Genomic DNA, 16747 nt, shown 5'->3' with positions numbered 1-16747 from the left:
GAAACAGTGTCGAACATCGACTCCAGCAACTACAGCACCGAGACGCCGGCCGAGCAGACGGCCGTCGCCACCGAGCGCCCCGTGCTCTCGGTCCCCGGCGGCGCCGTCGGCCGTCGCAAGCAGGCCATCGCCCGCGTGCGTCTGGTTCCCGGCTCGGGCACGATCACGGTCAACGGCCGCACGATCGAGGACTACTTCCCGAACAAGCTGCACCAGCAGCTGATCAACGACCCGTTCACGGTGCTCGAGCTCGCGGGCTCGTACGACGTGATCGCGCGCATCTCCGGTGGTGGCCCCTCGGGCCAGGCCGGCGCGCTGCGTCTGGGCATCGCTCGTGCGCTCAACGAGATCGACGCCGAGAACAACCGCCCGACCCTGAAGAAGGCCGGCTTCCTCTCGCGCGACGCTCGCGTCAAGGAGCGCAAGAAGGCCGGTCTGAAGAAGGCCCGCAAGGCGCCTCAGTACTCCAAGCGCTGAGTTCGACGCTCCGTATGCCTCTTTTCGGCACGGACGGGGTGCGGGGGCTGGCCAACGGCCTCCTCACCGCCGAACTCGCGCTGCACCTGGCCCAGGCGACTGCTGTCGTCCTGGGCCAGGGTCGTTCCGCGGAGGCGCGCAAAGCCGAGGGTCGTCGACTCACGGCCGTCGTCGCGCGCGACCCTCGCGTGTCGGGGGAGTTCCTCTCGGCCGCGGTCGCCGCGGGACTGGCGTCGTCGGGCGTCGACGTGCTCGACGCCGGGGTCATCCCCACTCCCGCGACCGCCTTCCTGATCGCCGACCACGACGCCGACTTCGGCGTGATGGTCTCGGCGTCGCACAACCCCGCACCCGACAACGGCATCAAGATCTTCGCGCGCGGCGGCACGAAGCTGCCCGACGTCGTCGAGCAACGCATCGAAAGCGCCCTCGAAGGCGAACGACTGCAGCCCACCGGCGCAGGCGTGGGACGCATCCGCCGCTTCGCCGACGCGGAGGACCGCTACGTCCTGCACCTCCTCGGCTCGCTCCCGCACCGACTCGACGGCATCCACGTCGTGCTCGACTGCGCGCACGGAGCCGCCGCCGGTGTCTCGCCCGAGACCTTCAAGGACGCCGGCGCCCAGGTCACCGTGATCGGCGCCGACCCTGACGGACTGAACATCAACGACGGTGTGGGCTCGACCCACCTCGACGTGCTCGCCGAGACCGTCGTGCGCCTCGGTGCCGACCTCGGCATCGCGCACGACGGAGACGCGGACCGCTGCCTCGCCGTGGACGCCGAGGGCAACATCGTCGACGGCGACCAGATCATGGCGATCCTCGCGGTCGCGATGAAAGACCGCGGCGCCCTCGTCGACGACACGTTGGTCGCCACCGTGATGAGCAACCTCGGACTCCATCGCGCGATGCAGGACCACGGCATCCGTGTGCTGCAGACCGGGGTCGGCGACCGCTACGTGCTCGAGGCCATGAACGAGGGCGGTTACTCCCTCGGCGGCGAGCAGTCGGGGCACGTGATCATGAGCGAGTTCGCCACGACCGGTGACGGATTGCTCACGGGACTCCACCTCGTGGCGGAGATGGCGCGGCAGGGGAAGACCCTCGCCGAGCTCGCCTCGATCATGACCGTCTACCCGCAGGTGCTCGTCAACGTGCGCGGCGTCGACCGCGACGGGGTGAGCGACGAGCAGGTGCAGCAGGCCGTTGCGGCCTCGACCGCGGAACTCGGCGACTCCGGACGCGTGCTGCTGCGCGCGTCGGGCACCGAGCAGCTCGTGCGCGTGATGGTCGAAGCCGCTGACGAGCACACCGCTCGCCTGCACGCCGATCGGCTCGCCGACGTGGTGCGGGAGCGGCTGGCGCTCTAGAGCCCGTCCCTTCGACAGGCTCAGGGACCTTCGACAGGCTCAGGGACCTTCGACAGGCTCAGGGACCTCCGTGCGTCGGAGGTCCTGAGCCTTCGTCGTCTCAGTACTCGAGTGACTCGATGTAGCGCAGCAGGACGCCCTCGCGCAGAGCCCACGGTGAGACCTCGAGCTCATCGACGTCCATCGCCTTCATGGCCCGCTCGACGACGACCGCCGCCGCCACGATCTGGAACGTGCGATCGGCCGTGATGCCCGGCAGCGCCTCGCGGGCGTCGGCGGGGATACGGGCGAGGCGCGGAATCCAGTCCTTGAGCTCTTTGCGCGGAAGCACCATGCGATCGATGCCCGACCACCCCGGCACGGGGTACCCGGCGAGCTTCGCCAACGAACGGATCGCCTTGGACGAGCCGATCACGTGATCCGGGCGGGGGAGCGCGGCGAAGCGCTCGGCGACGGGGGCGAGGACGGATGCCGCGTGCTGGCGCAGCGCGTCGATCTCGTCGTCGCTGGGCGGGTCGTGGGGGAGGAACCGCACGGTCGATCGCCCGGCGCCCAGTGGCACCGATTCGGCGAGGTCGGGCAGCTCGTCGGCCCCACCGGCGATCTCGAGCGACCCGCCTCCGATGTCGAACAGCAGGATCTGTCCCGCCGACCAGCCGAACCAGCGGCGCACAGCGAGGTAGGTGAACCGCGCCTCGGTCTCGCCGCCGAGAACCTGCAGCGGCTGGCCGAGGGCCTCTTCGATCAGGGCGATCACGTCGTCGCCGTTCGTGGCCTCCCGCACCGCCGAGGTCGCGGTGGCGAGCAACTCGTCGACCCCCTCGGCGCGCGCCCTCTCGCGGGCGGCGGTCACGGCATCCACCAATCCCCTCACCCCCTCGGGCGAGATCGAACCGTCGGGCTGCACGTAGCGCATCAGGCGCAGGACCGATCGATGCGACGAGGTCGCGGTCGGTCGGCCCCCCGCCCGCGCATTGGCGACGAGCAGGTGAACGGTGTTCGAGCCGATGTCGAGGACTCCCAGGCGCACGGTCCGAGCGTAGTGGGCGGATGCCGCTGACCTCCGGCCGCGGGGCGCTCGAGGGTCCGCGCGGCCGCGCCGGTAGCATGGGCGGGTGTCCGCCGCCGAGACAGCCGCTCCCGCACCGTCGCTGAGCCCCTACCGTCAGATCGACCGTGAGGACTGGGCCCGCATGGCCGGGGGACTCGAACAACCGCTGACCGAGAACGAGATCGTGCAGCTGCGCGGAATCGGCGACCGGCTCGACCCCCGCGAGGTCGCGGAGGTGTACCTGCCGCTCAGTCGCCTGTTGAGCCTCTACGCCCGCGCGACGCGCCGGCTCGGCGTCGACACGAGCCAGTTCCTCGGCGAGCCGGATGCCACGACCCCCTTCGTCATCGGCGTCGCCGGGTCGGTGGCGGTGGGCAAATCGACCATCGCGCGTCTGCTGCGCGAGCTCATGAGTCGATGGCCCGATACGCCGCGCGTGGAGCTGGTCACCACCGACGGCTTCCTCTACCCCAACGCCGAGCTCGAACGGCGAGGCCTCATGGACCGCAAAGGCTTCCCCGAGTCGTACGACCGGCGGGCGCTCGTGGAGTTCCTCAGCGAGGTCAAGTCGGGCGCCGAAGAGGCCCGCGCCCCCTTCTACTCGCACGTGCGGTACGACATCATGCCCGACGCGCACGTGAGCGTGCACCGTCCCGATGTGGTGATCGTCGAGGGCTTGAACGTCCTGCAGCCGCCGCCCTCGCCGAACGAGGTCGCCGTCAGCGACCTGTTCGACTTCTCGATCTACGTCGACGCCGACGCCGCCCACATCGAGCGCTGGTACGTCGACCGGTTCCTCGCTCTGCGCGACAACGCCTTCACGAACCCGACGTCGTTCTTCCGCGTGTTCGCCGACATCAGCGACGAAGAAGCGGTCGAGCGCGCACTCGGTTACTGGCGCGAGATCAACCTCCCCAACCTCGAGGAGAACGTGCTGCCGACGCGGCATCGCGCGAAGCTCGTGCTGCAGAAGGGCGCCGACCACACCGTCGAGTCGGTGCTGCTGCGCAAGCTCTGAGCCACGGCATCCGGAACCGTCCGTCCCCGTGAAGGGCCGGTAATCGGCGACGGATCCGCGCGGTACCGTCGGCGGTCGCTCGGTATACCTACTGGCCGCGGCCCCGCATTCAAACCGGTACCACAGGTCGTTCACAGACTCCTCACAGCCGACCTAGCGTGACTGCACGGCTCTCTTTTGCGGGATGCCGTGACCTGCGCCGACGGCGGCGCCGGCGTACCGAAGGGGGAGTCACATGTTTCGCGTGAGATGGAGGGACCGGGGTTCCGGTCCCGGCAGCGGGTCGACGGAGAACGGTCGGGTGTGGACGGGCAGTCGCACCGGACGAGCCGCGATCAAGGTCGCCGCAGCGGTGGGTGCGGGATCGCTCAGCCTGTTCGGCGGGGTCACGGCCGCGCAGGCCGCTCCGACGGTGAGCGCCCCGGCGCCCATCCAGCTCGGGGTGCTCGACCTGCTCGACGGGACGCTCGACCTCGACGTCACGGACATGGTCGACGCGCTCGATCTGGCCGACGCCGTCGACACGACGCTCGACATCGACGTCGCGGACGTGCTCGACGCCCTCGATCTCGACGCGGATCTCGATCTGCTCGACGCCGACGCCGACGTGCTCGACGTCACCGACGTCGTCGACCAGCTCGACCTGGACGTCGTCGACGCCTTCGACGCGGATGCCGACGTGCTCGACATCGACGCCGATACCGTCGACGCCGCGGATGTGGCCGACGCCGACGCAGCCGACGCGGAGGCGCTCGATGTGCTCGACATCGACGTGACCGATGTACTGGACGCCCTCGACATCGACGGCACTCTCGACCTGCTGGACGCGGACGCGGACGTGCTGGACATCGACGGTGACGCCGAGGGTCTGGACATCGACCTGATCGACGCGGACGCGTTGGACATCGACATCCTCGACGCGGACGCTGACGTGCTCGACATCGACGCCGACGGAACCGACGTCGTCGACGCGGCCGAGGTGCTCGACGCCGCTGACGTGGTCGACGCGACCGAGGTGCTCGACGTGGTCGACGCGACCGAGGTGCTCGACGCGGATGCCGCCGACGCGCTGGACATCCTCGACATCGACGTGACCGATGTGCTCGACGCCCTCGACCTCGACGCAGACCTCGATCTGCTCGACGCCGATGCCGACGTGCTGGACGTGACCGACGTGCTCGACGCGGTGGACGTGCTCGACGTGCTCGACGCGGATGCCGACGTGCTGGACATCGACGCCGACACGGTGGACGCCTCCGACGTTGCCGATGCGGATGCCGCTGACGCCGACGCTCTGGACGTGCTCGACCTGGACGTGACCGACCTGCTCGACGCTCTCGACATCGACGGCACTCTCGACCTGCTGGACGCGGACGCGGACGTGCTGGACATCGACGGTGACGCCGAGGGTCTGGACATCGATCTGCTCGACGCGGATGCGCTGGACATCGACATCCTGGACGCGGATGCCGACGTGCTGGACATCGACGCCGACGGAGCGGACGCCGACGCGGCTGACGTTCTCGACGTGCTCGACGTCGTGGACGCGGACGGTCTCGACGTGCTGGACGTGCTCGACATCGACGTGACCGACGTGCTCGACGCGCTCGACATCGACGCCGATGTGCTGGACGCGGATGCCGACGTGCTGGATGTGACCGACGTGCTCGATGCGGTGGACGTGCTCGACGTGCTCGACGCGGATGCCGACGTGCTCGACATCGACGCCGACACGGTGGACGCCTCCGACGTCGCCGACGCGGATGCCGCTGACACCGACGCGCTGGACGTGCTCGACATCGACGTGACCGATGTGCTGGACGCGCTCGACATCGACGCCGACGCCGACGTGCTCGACGCTGACGCCGACGTGCTCGACATCGACGGTGACGCCGACGGTCTGGACCTCGACGTGATCGACGCGGACGCTCTCGACATCGACATCCTCGATGCCGACGCCGACGTGCTCGACATCGACGTGACCGATGTGCTGGACGCGCTCGACATCGACGCCGACGCCGACGTGCTCGACGCTGACGCCGACGTGCTCGACATCGACGGTGACGCCGACGGTCTGGACCTCGACGTGATCGACGCGGACGCTCTCGACATCGACATCCTCGATGCCGACGCCGACGTGCTCGACATCGACGCCGACGGAGCCGACACCGCAGACGTGGTCGACGCGGATGCCGCTGACACCGACGCGCTGGACGTGCTCGACATCGACGTGACCGATGTGCTGGACGCGCTCGACATCGACGCCGACGCCGACGTGCTCGACGCTGACGCCGACGTGCTCGACATCGACGGTGACGCCGACGGTCTGGACCTCGACGTGATCGACGCGGACGCTCTCGACATCGACATCCTCGATGCCGACGCCGACGTGCTCGACATCGACGCCGACGGAGCCGACACCGACGTTGCTGACGCGGACGTTGCTGACGCGGACGTTGCTGACGCCGACGTCGCTGACGCCGACGTCGCTGACGCGGACGTTGCTGACGCCGACGTCGCAGACGCGGACATGGTGGACGCCGACATGGTTGACGCGGATGTCGCTGACGCCGATGTGGCTGACGCCGACGTCGCAGACGCCGACATGGTCGACGCGGATGTCGCTGACGCGGATGTCGCTGACGCTGACGTGGCTGACGCGGACGCGGTTGACGCTGACGTGGCTGACGCGGACGCGGTTGACGCCGATGTGGCTGACGCGGATGTGGCTGACGCCGACGTCGCAGACGCCGACGCCGACGCCGACATGGTCGACGCAGACGCGACCGACGCCGCTGACGCGGTCGACGCCGCTGACGCGGTCGACGCCGCTGACGCGACCGACGCCGCCGATGGCGACGCGACGGACGGGGACCCGACAGCGGGAGCCCGAGCCGACGCGGTGAACGGTGTGGTGGTCCGCGGGACGGACGCCCGTCAGAACATCGTGGTCTCGGGCTTCCAGCCCGGTGAGACGGTCTTCGCGACGGTGTTCTCGACCCCGTTCGACCTGACCCCGGTCACGGTCGATGCCTCCGGCATGGCGCGCATGTCGTTCGCCGTCGGACCGGACTTCGAGCTCGGCGCACACCGCGTCGAGATTCGCGGATCGGTCACGGGCGACCTGCCGCAGGACCGCGAGAACACGGCCTTCCTGGTCGTCGATCCCGCGAACGCCGGCCCCAGCGGGGACGGTGGCGGAGACGGCATCCAGGGCGGTCTCCCGCAGACCGGTGCCGAGGTGAACGCACCTCTGGCTCTCGGTGGAGCAGCTCTCCTGCTGCTCTTCGGTGCCGGGCTCTGGAGCATCCGTCGCCGCGAGAACCGGAGGACGAACGCCGGTGAGTAAGACGACCACGGTGGAGGGCGCCCCTGACGCGGGGGTTGCGGAGGGGCGTCCCTCCACCGGGCGGTCGACGAGGGTCGCGGCGGTCGCCGCCGCCGCGACCCTCGCCATCGTCGCCGGATACGCCTTCGTCGCCGGGTCGTTCACCGTCCCGACGTCTCCGACTCGCCCGGTCGTGAGTGAAGTGTTCTCGCCCTGGTTCTCACAGCGCTGGAACGTCTTCGCGCCGAACATCATGAAGGTCAATCGCAACCTCCAGATCCAGGTGCAGTGGCGCGACGGCAACGAACTCGTCCACAGCGACTGGGTCGACGTGACCGACATCGAGTTCACATCGGCCCGTGGCATCCCGATGCCGTCTCGCATCTCGAAGAACTCGTTCAACGCGACCCAGGCGATGTTCACGCGGTACCAGGCGCTGAGCCCGCAGCAGCGGGATCGGGTGCGGGACACCTTCATCCGGGGGCTCGGTGACGGCGCCTTCGAGCCCGTGGACGCCGGAGACCTGCTCACCCAGCTCGACGGCCTCGAGGGCAGTCGGGCCGCCGCGGTGAGCTACCTGCGCTACGACTACATGCTCGTTCGTTTCGCCTCGGCCTTCGGCACCGCGTACTTCGACCGGCCGGTCGAGCGCGTTCGGTGGCGTATCGAGTCGGATCGACCGAACGATTTCCTCCACCGTTTCGATCAGGAGCGGCAGACGGAGTTGTCCTACATCACATTCGGCTGGCGTCAGCCGGCCGCGGCGCCGACCGACGAGGTCCAAGCCATCTACGACGAGGTCGTCGAGAGGTACACGGGACGATGAACACAACGGCATCCGTCGCCCGCCCGCAACCGCTGCGCGAGAGGCTTCGGCCCTCGGCGCTGTGGCCGCGGTTCGTGGCGTGGCTCATGCACCGGCCGCACGCCACGATCGGCTTCTCGATCCTGCGCATCCTGATGGGGCTGTCGATGCTCATCGTGCTGGTGCCCAGCTACGCCGATCGGCAGTACCTGTGGGGAGCGGGCGCCTGGTGGGTGGAGCCCGAGGCGAGCCGACGGGGATGGTGGGAACCGCTGCGCGTGTTCTTCCCCAAGGACAACGCCGTGGTCTTCGAGATCTGCTTCCACCTGCTCATCGTGCTCGCGGTGGTGTTCGTCGCCGGCTTCAAGACCCGCTGGGTCACCCCCGTGCTGATGGTGTTGTGGGTCGGCCTGTCGACGAACACGACGCTGCTCGGCAACGGCGGCGACACGCTCATGCGCATCGTGCTGCTGTTCGTGGTGTTCGCCGACCTCAGCCGGCATTTCTCGGTCGATGCGTGGCTGCGCCACCGCCGCGGCGCCCGTCTCTCGTTCTGGGCGCGGCGGCGACCGGCGTGGGTGCCGACCTGGCTCGGGGCGTGGCTGCACAACACCGTGCTGATCCTCTGCGTCTTCCAGATCCTGCTCGTGTACTTCGTCTCGAGCGTGCTGAAGTTCCAGGGCGAGGAGTGGTTGAACGGAACGGCGATCTACTACGCCTTGAGCATCGAGCAGTTCCACGTGCTCCCCGCGCTCAGTCAGCTGGCCTGGCAGTCCGCGCCCATGGTCGCGCTGGCCACGTGGCTCGCGCTGTGGGTGCAGATGCTGTTCCCGCTGATGATCCTCTGGAAGCCCACGCGGTACGCCGCGGTGTTCCTCATCACCGGGATGCACCTGGGCATCGCGATCCTGCTGGGGCTGTGGCCGTTCTCGCTCATGATGATCGCCCTCGACCTGCTCCTGGTCAGAGACGGGTCGTGGATGCGACTGGGCGCGCGCCTCGCCTCACTGCGGAGGGGTTCACTCCGGCCTGCCACGTAGACTCGACCCCATGTGCGGAATCATCGGTTACGTGGGTCCTCGGCAGAGCCAGGACATTCTCATCGCGGGGCTGTCGCGACTGGAATACCGGGGCTACGACTCCGCGGGTATCGCCGTGATCGACGGCGACGGTCAGCTCGACATGCGCAAGCGCGCGGGCAAGCTGGCGGTGCTGCGCGACGACCTGGCGTCGTCGCCCATGCCCGACGGCACCACCGGAATCGGCCACACGCGGTGGGCGACGCACGGCGGGCCGACCGACGCCAACGCGCACCCGCACCTGGCCGACGACGACAAGCTCGCCGTCATCCACAACGGCATCATCGAGAACTTCGCCGAACTCAAGAGCGAGCTCGTCGGAGAGGGCTTCGCCTTCCGCAGCGAGACCGACACCGAGGTCGCCGCGGTCATGATCGGCCGTGAGTACGCCCGCACGGGTGACCTCGTCGCGGCGTTCCGCGCCGTGGTGTCGCGCCTCGAGGGCGCGTACACGCTTCTCGCGATGCACAAGGACCACCCCGGCCTCGTCGTCGGTGCGCGCCGCAACTCCCCGCTGGTGATCGGACTCGGCGAGGGCGAGAACTTCCTCGGCTCCGACGTCGCTGCCTTCGTCGAGCACACGCGCAATGCGCTGGCCATCGGTCAGGACGAGATCGTCGCGATCACGCCCGAGGGCGTCGAGGTCACCGACTTCTCGGGCGCGCCCGTCGAGGTCGAGCCGTTCGAGGTCACCTGGGACGCCTCCGCCGCCGAGAAGGGCGGCTGGTCGTCGTTCATGGCCAAGGAGGTCTCGGAGGAGCCCGAGGCCGTCGCCAACACCCTGCGCGGTCGGATTCACGAGGGTCAGGTCGAGATCCCCGAGCTCGACGGCATGGACGAGTTCCTCGCCGACATCGACCGCATCCTCGTCATCGCGTGCGGCACCGCCGCCTACGCCGGCATGGTCGGCAAGTACGCGCTCGAGACGTGGACGCGCGTTCCCGTCGACGTCGAGCTGGCGCACGAGTTCCGCTACCGCGACCCCGTGCTGTCCGCGCGTACCCTCGTCGTGTCGATCAGCCAGTCGGGCGAGACGATGGACACCCTGATGGCCGTGAAGTACGCCCGTTCGCGCGGCGCGAAGACGCTGTCGATCTGCAACACCCAGGGCGCCACGATCCCGCGCGAGTCGGATGCCATCGTGTACACCCACGCCGGTCCCGAGGTCGCCGTGGCCTCCACCAAGGCCTTCGTCGCGCAGATCACCGCCCTGTACCTGCTGGCGCTGCACGTGGGCCGCGTGCGCGGCGCCATCGACCCCGTCGTGGCCGTCGAGGCCGTGACCGAGCTCGAGGCCGTGCCCGGCAAGATCGCCCGTGTGCTCGAGACCGAGCAGTCGCGCATCGAGCAGCTCGCGCACTGGATGGCCGACACCCGTTCGGTGCTGTTCCTGGGCCGCAACGTCGGTTACCCGATCGCTCTCGAGGGCGCGCTGAAGCTCAAGGAGCTGGCGTACATCCACGCCGAGGGCTTCGCCGCCGGCGAGCTCAAGCACGGTCCCATCGCGCTGATCGAGCCCGGCCAGCCCGTGTTCGTCGTCGTCCCGAGCCCGCGCGGGTCGGGCGAGATGCACAAGAAGGTCGTCTCGAACATCGAGGAGATCCGCGCCCGCGGTGCCCGCGTCATCGCGATCGCCGAGGAGGGCGACGTGGCCGTGCTGCCCGCCGCCGATGAGGTGCTGCGCATCCCGCTCGCGGCCCCGCTCTTCGAGCCGCTGCTGGCCGTGGTGCCGCTGCACATCTTCGCGATGGGTCTCGCCGAGGCGAAGGGCCTCGACGTCGACCAGCCGCGCAACCTGGCGAAGTCGGTGACGGTCGAGTAAGTCTCGTCGTCTTCGGGGCCTCGGGTGCCCGTCGGCACCGGCAGAATGGAACGGATGCCGTGAGGGGAGGGCCCATGATCGTCGGAATCGGCGTCGACCTGGTCGACGTTCCGCGGTTCGAGGAGCACCTCGCTCGCACCCCGCGCCTGCTGCCGCGTCTGTTCGCCCCCGCGGAGCGCGTGCTCAAGCCGCGGTCGCTGGCCGCCCGGTACGCCGCGAAAGAAGCGCTCATCAAGGCCCTCGGTGGGTCGGACGGCGTGCACTGGACCGACATCGAGGTCACGTCGGAGCCGTCGGGTCGCCCCGTCTTCGCGCTCAGCGGAGAGACCGCGGCGACCATCGCCGCACGCGGCATCACCGCGGTGCACCTGTCGATGTCGCACGATGCCGGGCTCGCGACGGCCTACGTGGTCGCCGAGGCGGCATCCGGATCCGAACCCACCCGAGAGGACACCGCGTGAGCATGGCATCCGGGGTGCTGCGCGAAGCGCTCATCGACGTCGACGCGATCACCGAGAACGTCCGGCACCTGCGTCGGCTGACCGGCTCCGAGATCATCGCCGTGGTCAAAGCCGACGGCTACGGCCACGGTGCGCTCCGCGCGGCGCAGGCGGCGTTGCGGGGAGGGGCGACCCGAATCGGCGTCTCCGACATCGACGAGGCCCTGGCGCTGCGTCGCGCCGGCATCCGCGCCCCGCTTTTCGCCTGGCTGCACGCGCCCGGGGGGTCGTTCGTCGAGGCCGTGCGACACGAGGTCGAGCTCGGCATCTCCGACCTCGACCAGCTGCTGAGGGCGGCGGCGGCGGCCCAGGGCGAGCGTCCCGCCGCCGTCCACCTCAAGATCGAGACCGGGCTCTCGCGCAACGGCATCGCACCGGCGGACTGGCGGCAGGTGTTCTCGGAGGCCGCGCGTCTGGAGCGGATCGGTCGCCTGCGGGTGGTGGGGCTGTTCTCCCACCTGTCGAACACGAGCATCGACGACGATCGGGCGGCGCTGGCCAAGTTCGAGGAGGGCGTCGTGCTCGCCGCGGGCGTCGGACTGAACCCTCCGCTGCGCCACATCGCCGCGACGAACGCGGCGATCGCCCTTCCCGAGGCGCGGCTGGGCTGCGTGCGCATCGGCATCGGCATCTACGGCGTCTCGCCGTTCGACGACCGCACGCCCGCCGATCTGGGCCTGCGCCCCGCGATGACCTTGCGCGGCGCCGTCGCGGCCGTGCGCCGCGTGCCCGCCGGAACCGGGGTCTCGTACGGCTACGACTACCGCACGACGACCGACACCACCCTCGCGCTCGTGCCCCTCGGGTACGCAGACGGCGTGCCGCGGCAGGCCTCGGGTCGGGGCCCGGTGACGATCGACGGTCGCCGGTTCACCGTGGCGGGTCGCATCGCGATGGACCAGTTCATCGTCGACGTCGGCGATCACCCGGTGGCCGTGGGCGACGAGGTCGTGCTCTTCGGGGACCCGACCCTGGGCGTGCCCTCGGCGCGCGAGTGGGCGGAGGCCGCCGCCACCATCGACTACGAGATCGTCACGCGGGTGGGGGCGCGCGTACCGCGACGGGAGGGCGGGGCATGAGCATTCCGGACGACCTGCTGGGCGAGCGCGTCATCGACGCCCCCGGCGACATGGAGGAACTCGGCCGCGTGATCGGTCGCGCCCTCGAGCCCGGCGACGTCGTGGTGCTCACCGGCCCGCTCGGGGCGGGCAAGACGACCTTGACCCGGGGGATCGGCGAGGGCCTCGGCATCCGGGGTCCCGTCCAGAGCCCGACGTTCGTGATCGCACGCACGCACCCTTCGCTGGTCGGGGGGACTCCGCTGGTGCACGTCGACGCGTACCGGCTCGGGGCCGCCGTCGAGCTCGACGACCTCGACATCGACGTGGCCGGATCCGCCGTCATCGTCGAGTGGGGGCGCGGGGTCGCCGAATACCTGGCCGACCGATGGTGGGAGATCGAGATCTCGCGTCAGGTCGGCGGTCGCGGCGTCGACAACGCCTGCGGTGAGATCGCGGTGCACACCGTGGAGCTCGACGCCGACGCCCCGCGGACGGTCACGATCTCGCGTCGTCCCTGAAAAGACGCGTCTGTGCGGTGGGCCGCTGTCGGCCGCCGGTACCGCGGGCGGGCGCGCGATGCGCCGCCCACACCTCGCGGAGGGCGCGCAGGGTCTCGACCGGCTGCTCGACGTGGGCGAAGTGGCCGCTGTCGGCGAGCACGCGGTCGTCGTAGTCGCGCATGAGACGCGCCCAATCGTGCGCGTCGCGGGCGGAGACGAAGACGTCGTGCTCGCCCCGGACCGAGCGCACGGGGCAGAGGATGCGTCGCCAGACGCCGTCGTCGTGCGTGCGCGACGCCTTCATCGCGGCGAGGAACGCCGTCGGACGGATCTCCGTGGCGAGGGCGTCGGTCACCGCCCGCTCGACCCCGTCCGGATGCCGGAAGAGGGGCCGCGCCAGACGGTGCAGCACACCTGTGCGGCGCAGGACCCGCAGCAGCGGAGCAGACAGCGGCCCGAGCGCACGCAGGATGCGCATGGCCAGAACCATCCCCGCGAGCCACGGCAATCGCGCCGCCTTCGCGATCGGGCGTCTGCCGACGGCACGTGCTCCGGCGCCGCTCGGTGAGACCACACCGACCGCGACGGTGTCGTTCGGGAAGCGTGCGGCGACGTCGAGGGCGATCACACCGCCGAGGGAGTGGCCGACGATGCGCCAGCGCGGGTAGCCGAGCGCCCGGGCGACGGCGGCGACCGCGACCGCGAGGTCGGCGGGGTCGGGGACCGGGCCCGGCGTCTCGCCCCAGCCGGGGAGGTCGATCGCCACGATGTCGGACAGCGGCAGGCGCAGGGCGTCGGAGGCCGCGATGAGCGGCACCCACGTGCGCCACGACCCCGCGGCCCCGTGCAGGAGGATCGTGGCGACGGGGCTCCCCGATGCCCGACCCGCGCGCACGACGATCGGCCCCACCCCCGTGGGCACGACGATGCGGCGCAGGCCGAGGTCGGTGGCATCCATGCCCCTTCTTCGGAGCGGAGGCGGTCCCGGATGACGTGTCGGAGGCGCCGACTACCCTGGAACCGTGATCATCGGCATCGACACCTCGCTCGGCACCGCTGTCGCGGCCATCGCTCGCGACGGCGAGATCTTCGCCGACGAGCAGAGCGCCAACCCCCTCGGGCACGCCGAGGTGATCGGCGACCTGCTGCGGCGCGCCACCACCGCAGCTCCCGCGCCGACGCATGTCGCGATCGGCATGGGACCGGGGCCGTTCACCGGGCTCCGCGCCGGCATCGCCACGGCGCGGGTCTATGCGCTCGGTCGCGGTGTGCCGCTCTTGGCCGTACCCAGCCACGACGGCGTCGCGCTCGGCGTGCTGCTTTCCGACGCCGTGACCGGCACCGAGACGGGCCGCTTCGCCGTCGTGACCGACGCCCGCCGCAGAGAATTCGCCTACAGCGTCTACGACGGGCTCGACGACGACGGACTGCCCGTGCGCGTGACCGAGGCGGCCCTGAGCCCCCGCGACGACCTCGACGCGCGCCTCGAGGAGCACGGCGCACGCCGCTACGACGCCACGAGCGTGTCGGCCGCGATGATCGCGCTCGCCGCAGCGCGCGCTCTCGACGCCGATCGCACGCTCGCCGGCCCCGAGCCTCTGTACCTGCGCAGCCCCGACGTCGTCGCCGCCCACGCGCCGAAGCGGGTCAGCTGATGTCGATGCGGGTGGCGACCGCCGCCGACCTCGACGCGATCATGGCGCTCGAGCACGCGTCGTTCCCGACCGACGCCTGGAGCCCGGCCATGATGCGCGAAGAGCTGGCCTCGCCGCACGGCTGGTACGTGGTCGTCGAAGAAGCCGGGAGTCTCGTCGGCTACGCGGGCCTGCGCGCGGTGCGCGGGGCTCGGGATGCCGACATCCAGACCATCACGATCTCCGAGACCGCGCGGGGTAAAGGGCGCGGCCGTGCCCTTCTCGCCGCCCTGCTCGACGAAGCCGCGCGGCGCGAGGTGCACGACGTGTTCCTCGAGGTGCGAGCCGACAACCCGGTCGCGCAGAAACTGTATCTCTCCGAGGGCTTCGTCGAGGTCGGACGACGACCTCGGTACTACCAGCCCGACGACGTCGACGCGATCGTGATGCAGCTCGACCTGCGGGGCTGGAACGCGCGGCGTGCGGGGGACCCGGCATCCGGGATCTCCGAGACCCCCACCACCACCAGCGGAAAGGGATGGTGCTGATGGACGCGCCCCTCGTACTCGGCATCGAGACCAGCTGCGACGAGACCGGCATCGGGATCGTGCGCGGTCGACAGCTGCTCAGCAACACCATCGCGTCGAGCATGGACGAGCACGCTCGCTACGGCGGCGTCGTGCCCGAGGTCGCCGCGCGCGCCCATCTCGAGGCGCTGCAGCCCTCGATCGACGCCGCGCTCGCCGAGGCCGGCGTGACCCTGGCCGATCTCGACGCCGTGGCCGTGACCAGCGGCCCCGGTCTCGCCGGCGCGCTGATGGTCGGCGTCGGAGCGGCGAAGGGCCTCGCGGTCGCGCTCGACAAGCCGCTGTACGCGGTCAACCACCTGGTCGGTCACATCGCCGCCGACATCCTCGACGCCGACGCGGGCGAGCTCGAATACCCCACCGTCGCGCTGCTGGTGAGCGGGGGTCACACCTCGCTGCTGCTCGTTCGCGATCTCACCAGCGACGTCGAACTGCTCGGCGAGACGATGGACGACGCGGCGGGCGAGGCCTTCGACAAGGTCGCCCGGCTGCTGAAGCTGCCTTACCCCGGCGGACCCGAGATCGATCGGGCGGCCGCCGACGGCGACCCCACGGCGATTCGCTTCCCCCGGGGCCTCTCGCGGGCCTCCGACATGGCCGCGCACCGCTACGACTTCTCGTTCTCGGGGCTCAAGACCGCCGTCGCCCGGTGGGTCGAGCAGCACGAGGCTGCCGGTCAGCCGGTGCCCGTGTCGGATGTGGCGGCGTCGTTCCGCGAGGCCGTCGTCGACGTGCTCGTCACGAAGGCTCTCGACGCGTGCGCGCGATTCGAGGTGCCGCGTCTGCTGCTGGGCGGGGGAGTGATCGCCAACAAGCGCCTGCGCGACGTCGCCCTCGAGCGGGCGGCGGCCGCGGGCGTCGCGGTGCGCATTCCGCCCCTGCGGCTGTGCACCGACAACGGTGCGATGATCGCGGCGCTCGCCGCCGAGCTCATCTCGTCGGGTCGCCGCCCCTCGACGCTCGCCTTCGGGGCCGACTCGACGCTCCCGGTGACCGAGATCCAGGTCGACGAAGATCCGGATGCCGTGGCTCCGATGGTCCCCTCGGGCAGTGCCCCGTGAGCGAACCCACACCGCCCACACGACGCGCCCGCAAGGACGCGCCGCCCGTGCCCTCTCTCGACCCGTCGGACGCCGCCCGTCTCGCCGCGCAGGCGTCGAGGTCTGCTGCCGCCCCGGCGGGCGACGACCCCGAGCGACTGCCGACCGCCCAACTCGAGATGGCCGCTTTCGGCGATCACCTGATCCCGTACGTGCCGCCCGCGCCGCCGACCCCTCGGTCGCTCGCGCCGGGGGCGCTCGCAGCGGCGATCCTCGCGCTCGTCGCCTCGTTCTTCACCGGCTGGCTGCTGCCGCTGGGTGCCGTCGCGGTGATCCTGTCGATCGTCTCCCTGCGTCGGCCCCACGACAGCACCCGGGTGGGGGTCTGGTCGCTGTGCCTCTCGCTGCTGTCGATCGTGTTCAGCGCCGGATGGCTGATCTGGGGCTTCTCGCAGCTCGCCGTGGTCTGACGCTC

16 protein-coding genes are annotated in these 16747 nt (G+C 70.6%); 14 read left to right on the top strand and 2 right to left on the bottom strand.

Annotation, left to right across the window (positions count from 1 at the left end):
• Window positions 1-6: 6 nt before the first annotated feature.
• Window positions 7-477, top strand: coding sequence for a 30S ribosomal protein S9 (rpsI, locus tag ABXS86_RS07485; protein ID WP_144829514.1), 471 nt, complete (start codon window positions 7-9; stop codon window positions 475-477).
• A 14-nt stretch (window positions 478-491) separates the two neighbouring features.
• On the top strand, window positions 492-1847 hold the full coding sequence (gene glmM / locus ABXS86_RS07480) for a phosphoglucosamine mutase (protein ID WP_353666116.1): 1356 nt from the start codon (window positions 492-494) through the stop codon (window positions 1845-1847).
• A gap of 100 nt (window positions 1848-1947) precedes the next feature.
• Here the strand turns inward: glmM and ABXS86_RS07475 are convergent, their stop codons facing one another.
• Window positions 1948-2877: a Ppx/GppA phosphatase family protein gene (locus tag ABXS86_RS07475; protein WP_353666115.1), complete on the bottom strand. Its 930-nt coding sequence runs from the start codon at window positions 2875-2877 to the stop codon at window positions 1948-1950.
• Window positions 2878-2962: 85 nt separating this feature from the next.
• Between ABXS86_RS07475 and coaA the strand changes: the two genes are divergently transcribed.
• From coaA to tsaE, 8 genes are all read left to right on the top strand, one after another.
• Window positions 2963-3916 carry a type I pantothenate kinase gene (gene coaA, locus ABXS86_RS07470; protein WP_144829506.1) on the top strand — a complete coding sequence of 318 codons (954 nt, stop codon included), beginning with the start codon at window positions 2963-2965 and terminating at the stop codon, window positions 3914-3916.
• 301 nt (window positions 3917-4217) lie between these two features.
• Window positions 4218-7265: an LPXTG cell wall anchor domain-containing protein gene (locus ABXS86_RS07465; RefSeq protein WP_353666114.1), complete on the top strand. Its 3048-nt coding sequence runs from the start codon at window positions 4218-4220 to the stop codon at window positions 7263-7265.
• Entirely contained in the window at window positions 7258-8070 is an 813-nt protein-coding gene (locus ABXS86_RS07460; RefSeq protein WP_307209264.1) for a DUF5819 family protein, read from the top strand. The genes ABXS86_RS07465 and ABXS86_RS07460 overlap by 8 nt, the downstream gene beginning before the upstream one ends.
• A complete protein-coding gene (locus ABXS86_RS07455) occupies window positions 8067-9089 on the top strand; it encodes an HTTM domain-containing protein (protein ID WP_307209266.1) in 1023 nt (340 codons plus the stop codon). The genes ABXS86_RS07460 and ABXS86_RS07455 overlap by 4 nt, the downstream gene beginning before the upstream one ends.
• Before the next feature lie 10 nt (window positions 9090-9099).
• Window positions 9100-10950 carry a glutamine--fructose-6-phosphate transaminase (isomerizing) gene (gene glmS, locus ABXS86_RS07450; protein ID WP_353666113.1) on the top strand — a complete coding sequence of 617 codons (1851 nt, stop codon included), beginning with the start codon at window positions 9100-9102 and terminating at the stop codon, window positions 10948-10950.
• A gap of 74 nt (window positions 10951-11024) precedes the next feature.
• A complete protein-coding gene (locus ABXS86_RS07445; protein WP_353666112.1) occupies window positions 11025-11411 on the top strand; it encodes a holo-ACP synthase in 387 nt (128 codons plus the stop codon).
• A gap of 2 nt (window positions 11412-11413) precedes the next feature.
• The gene (gene alr / locus ABXS86_RS07440) at window positions 11414-12529 is read left to right on the top strand and encodes an alanine racemase (RefSeq protein ID WP_353666231.1); all 1116 of its coding nucleotides are present in this window, start codon (window positions 11414-11416) and stop codon (window positions 12527-12529) included.
• Window positions 12526-13029 carry a tRNA (adenosine(37)-N6)-threonylcarbamoyltransferase complex ATPase subunit type 1 TsaE gene (gene tsaE / locus ABXS86_RS07435; protein WP_353666111.1) on the top strand — a complete coding sequence of 168 codons (504 nt, stop codon included), beginning with the start codon at window positions 12526-12528 and terminating at the stop codon, window positions 13027-13029. The genes alr and tsaE overlap by 4 nt, the downstream gene beginning before the upstream one ends.
• Here the strand turns inward: tsaE and ABXS86_RS07430 are convergent.
• The gene (locus tag ABXS86_RS07430) at window positions 13007-13969 is read right to left on the bottom strand and encodes an alpha/beta fold hydrolase (protein WP_353666110.1); all 963 of its coding nucleotides are present in this window, start codon (window positions 13967-13969) and stop codon (window positions 13007-13009) included. The genes tsaE and ABXS86_RS07430 overlap by 23 nt on opposite strands.
• A gap of 64 nt (window positions 13970-14033) precedes the next feature.
• Here ABXS86_RS07430 and tsaB point away from each other — a divergent pair, with 64 nt between their 5' ends.
• From tsaB to ABXS86_RS07410, 4 genes are read left to right on the top strand one after another with little or no spacing between them, the layout of a single operon-like run.
• On the top strand, window positions 14034-14666 hold the full coding sequence (gene tsaB, locus ABXS86_RS07425) for a tRNA (adenosine(37)-N6)-threonylcarbamoyltransferase complex dimerization subunit type 1 TsaB (RefSeq protein WP_353666109.1): 633 nt from the start codon (window positions 14034-14036) through the stop codon (window positions 14664-14666).
• Window positions 14666-15193, top strand: coding sequence for a ribosomal protein S18-alanine N-acetyltransferase (gene rimI, locus ABXS86_RS07420; RefSeq protein ID WP_353666108.1), 528 nt, complete (start codon window positions 14666-14668; stop codon window positions 15191-15193). The genes tsaB and rimI overlap by 1 nt, the downstream gene beginning before the upstream one ends.
• The gene (gene tsaD / locus ABXS86_RS07415; protein WP_353666107.1) at window positions 15193-16293 is read left to right on the top strand and encodes a tRNA (adenosine(37)-N6)-threonylcarbamoyltransferase complex transferase subunit TsaD; all 1101 of its coding nucleotides are present in this window, start codon (window positions 15193-15195) and stop codon (window positions 16291-16293) included. The genes rimI and tsaD overlap by 1 nt, the downstream gene beginning before the upstream one ends.
• Window positions 16294-16340: 47 nt before the next feature.
• A complete protein-coding gene (locus ABXS86_RS07410; protein WP_353666106.1) occupies window positions 16341-16742 on the top strand; it encodes a hypothetical protein in 402 nt (133 codons plus the stop codon).
• Window positions 16743-16747 lie beyond the last annotated feature (5 nt).

This window comes from Microbacterium sp. che218, from assembly GCF_040436305.1.
In the GTDB taxonomy this organism is placed as follows: Bacteria; Actinomycetota; Actinomycetes; order Actinomycetales; family Microbacteriaceae; genus Microbacterium; species Microbacterium algihabitans.
The sequence above is the reverse complement of the archived record's forward strand: the minus strand, read 5'-3'. Positions and strand labels throughout refer to the sequence as shown.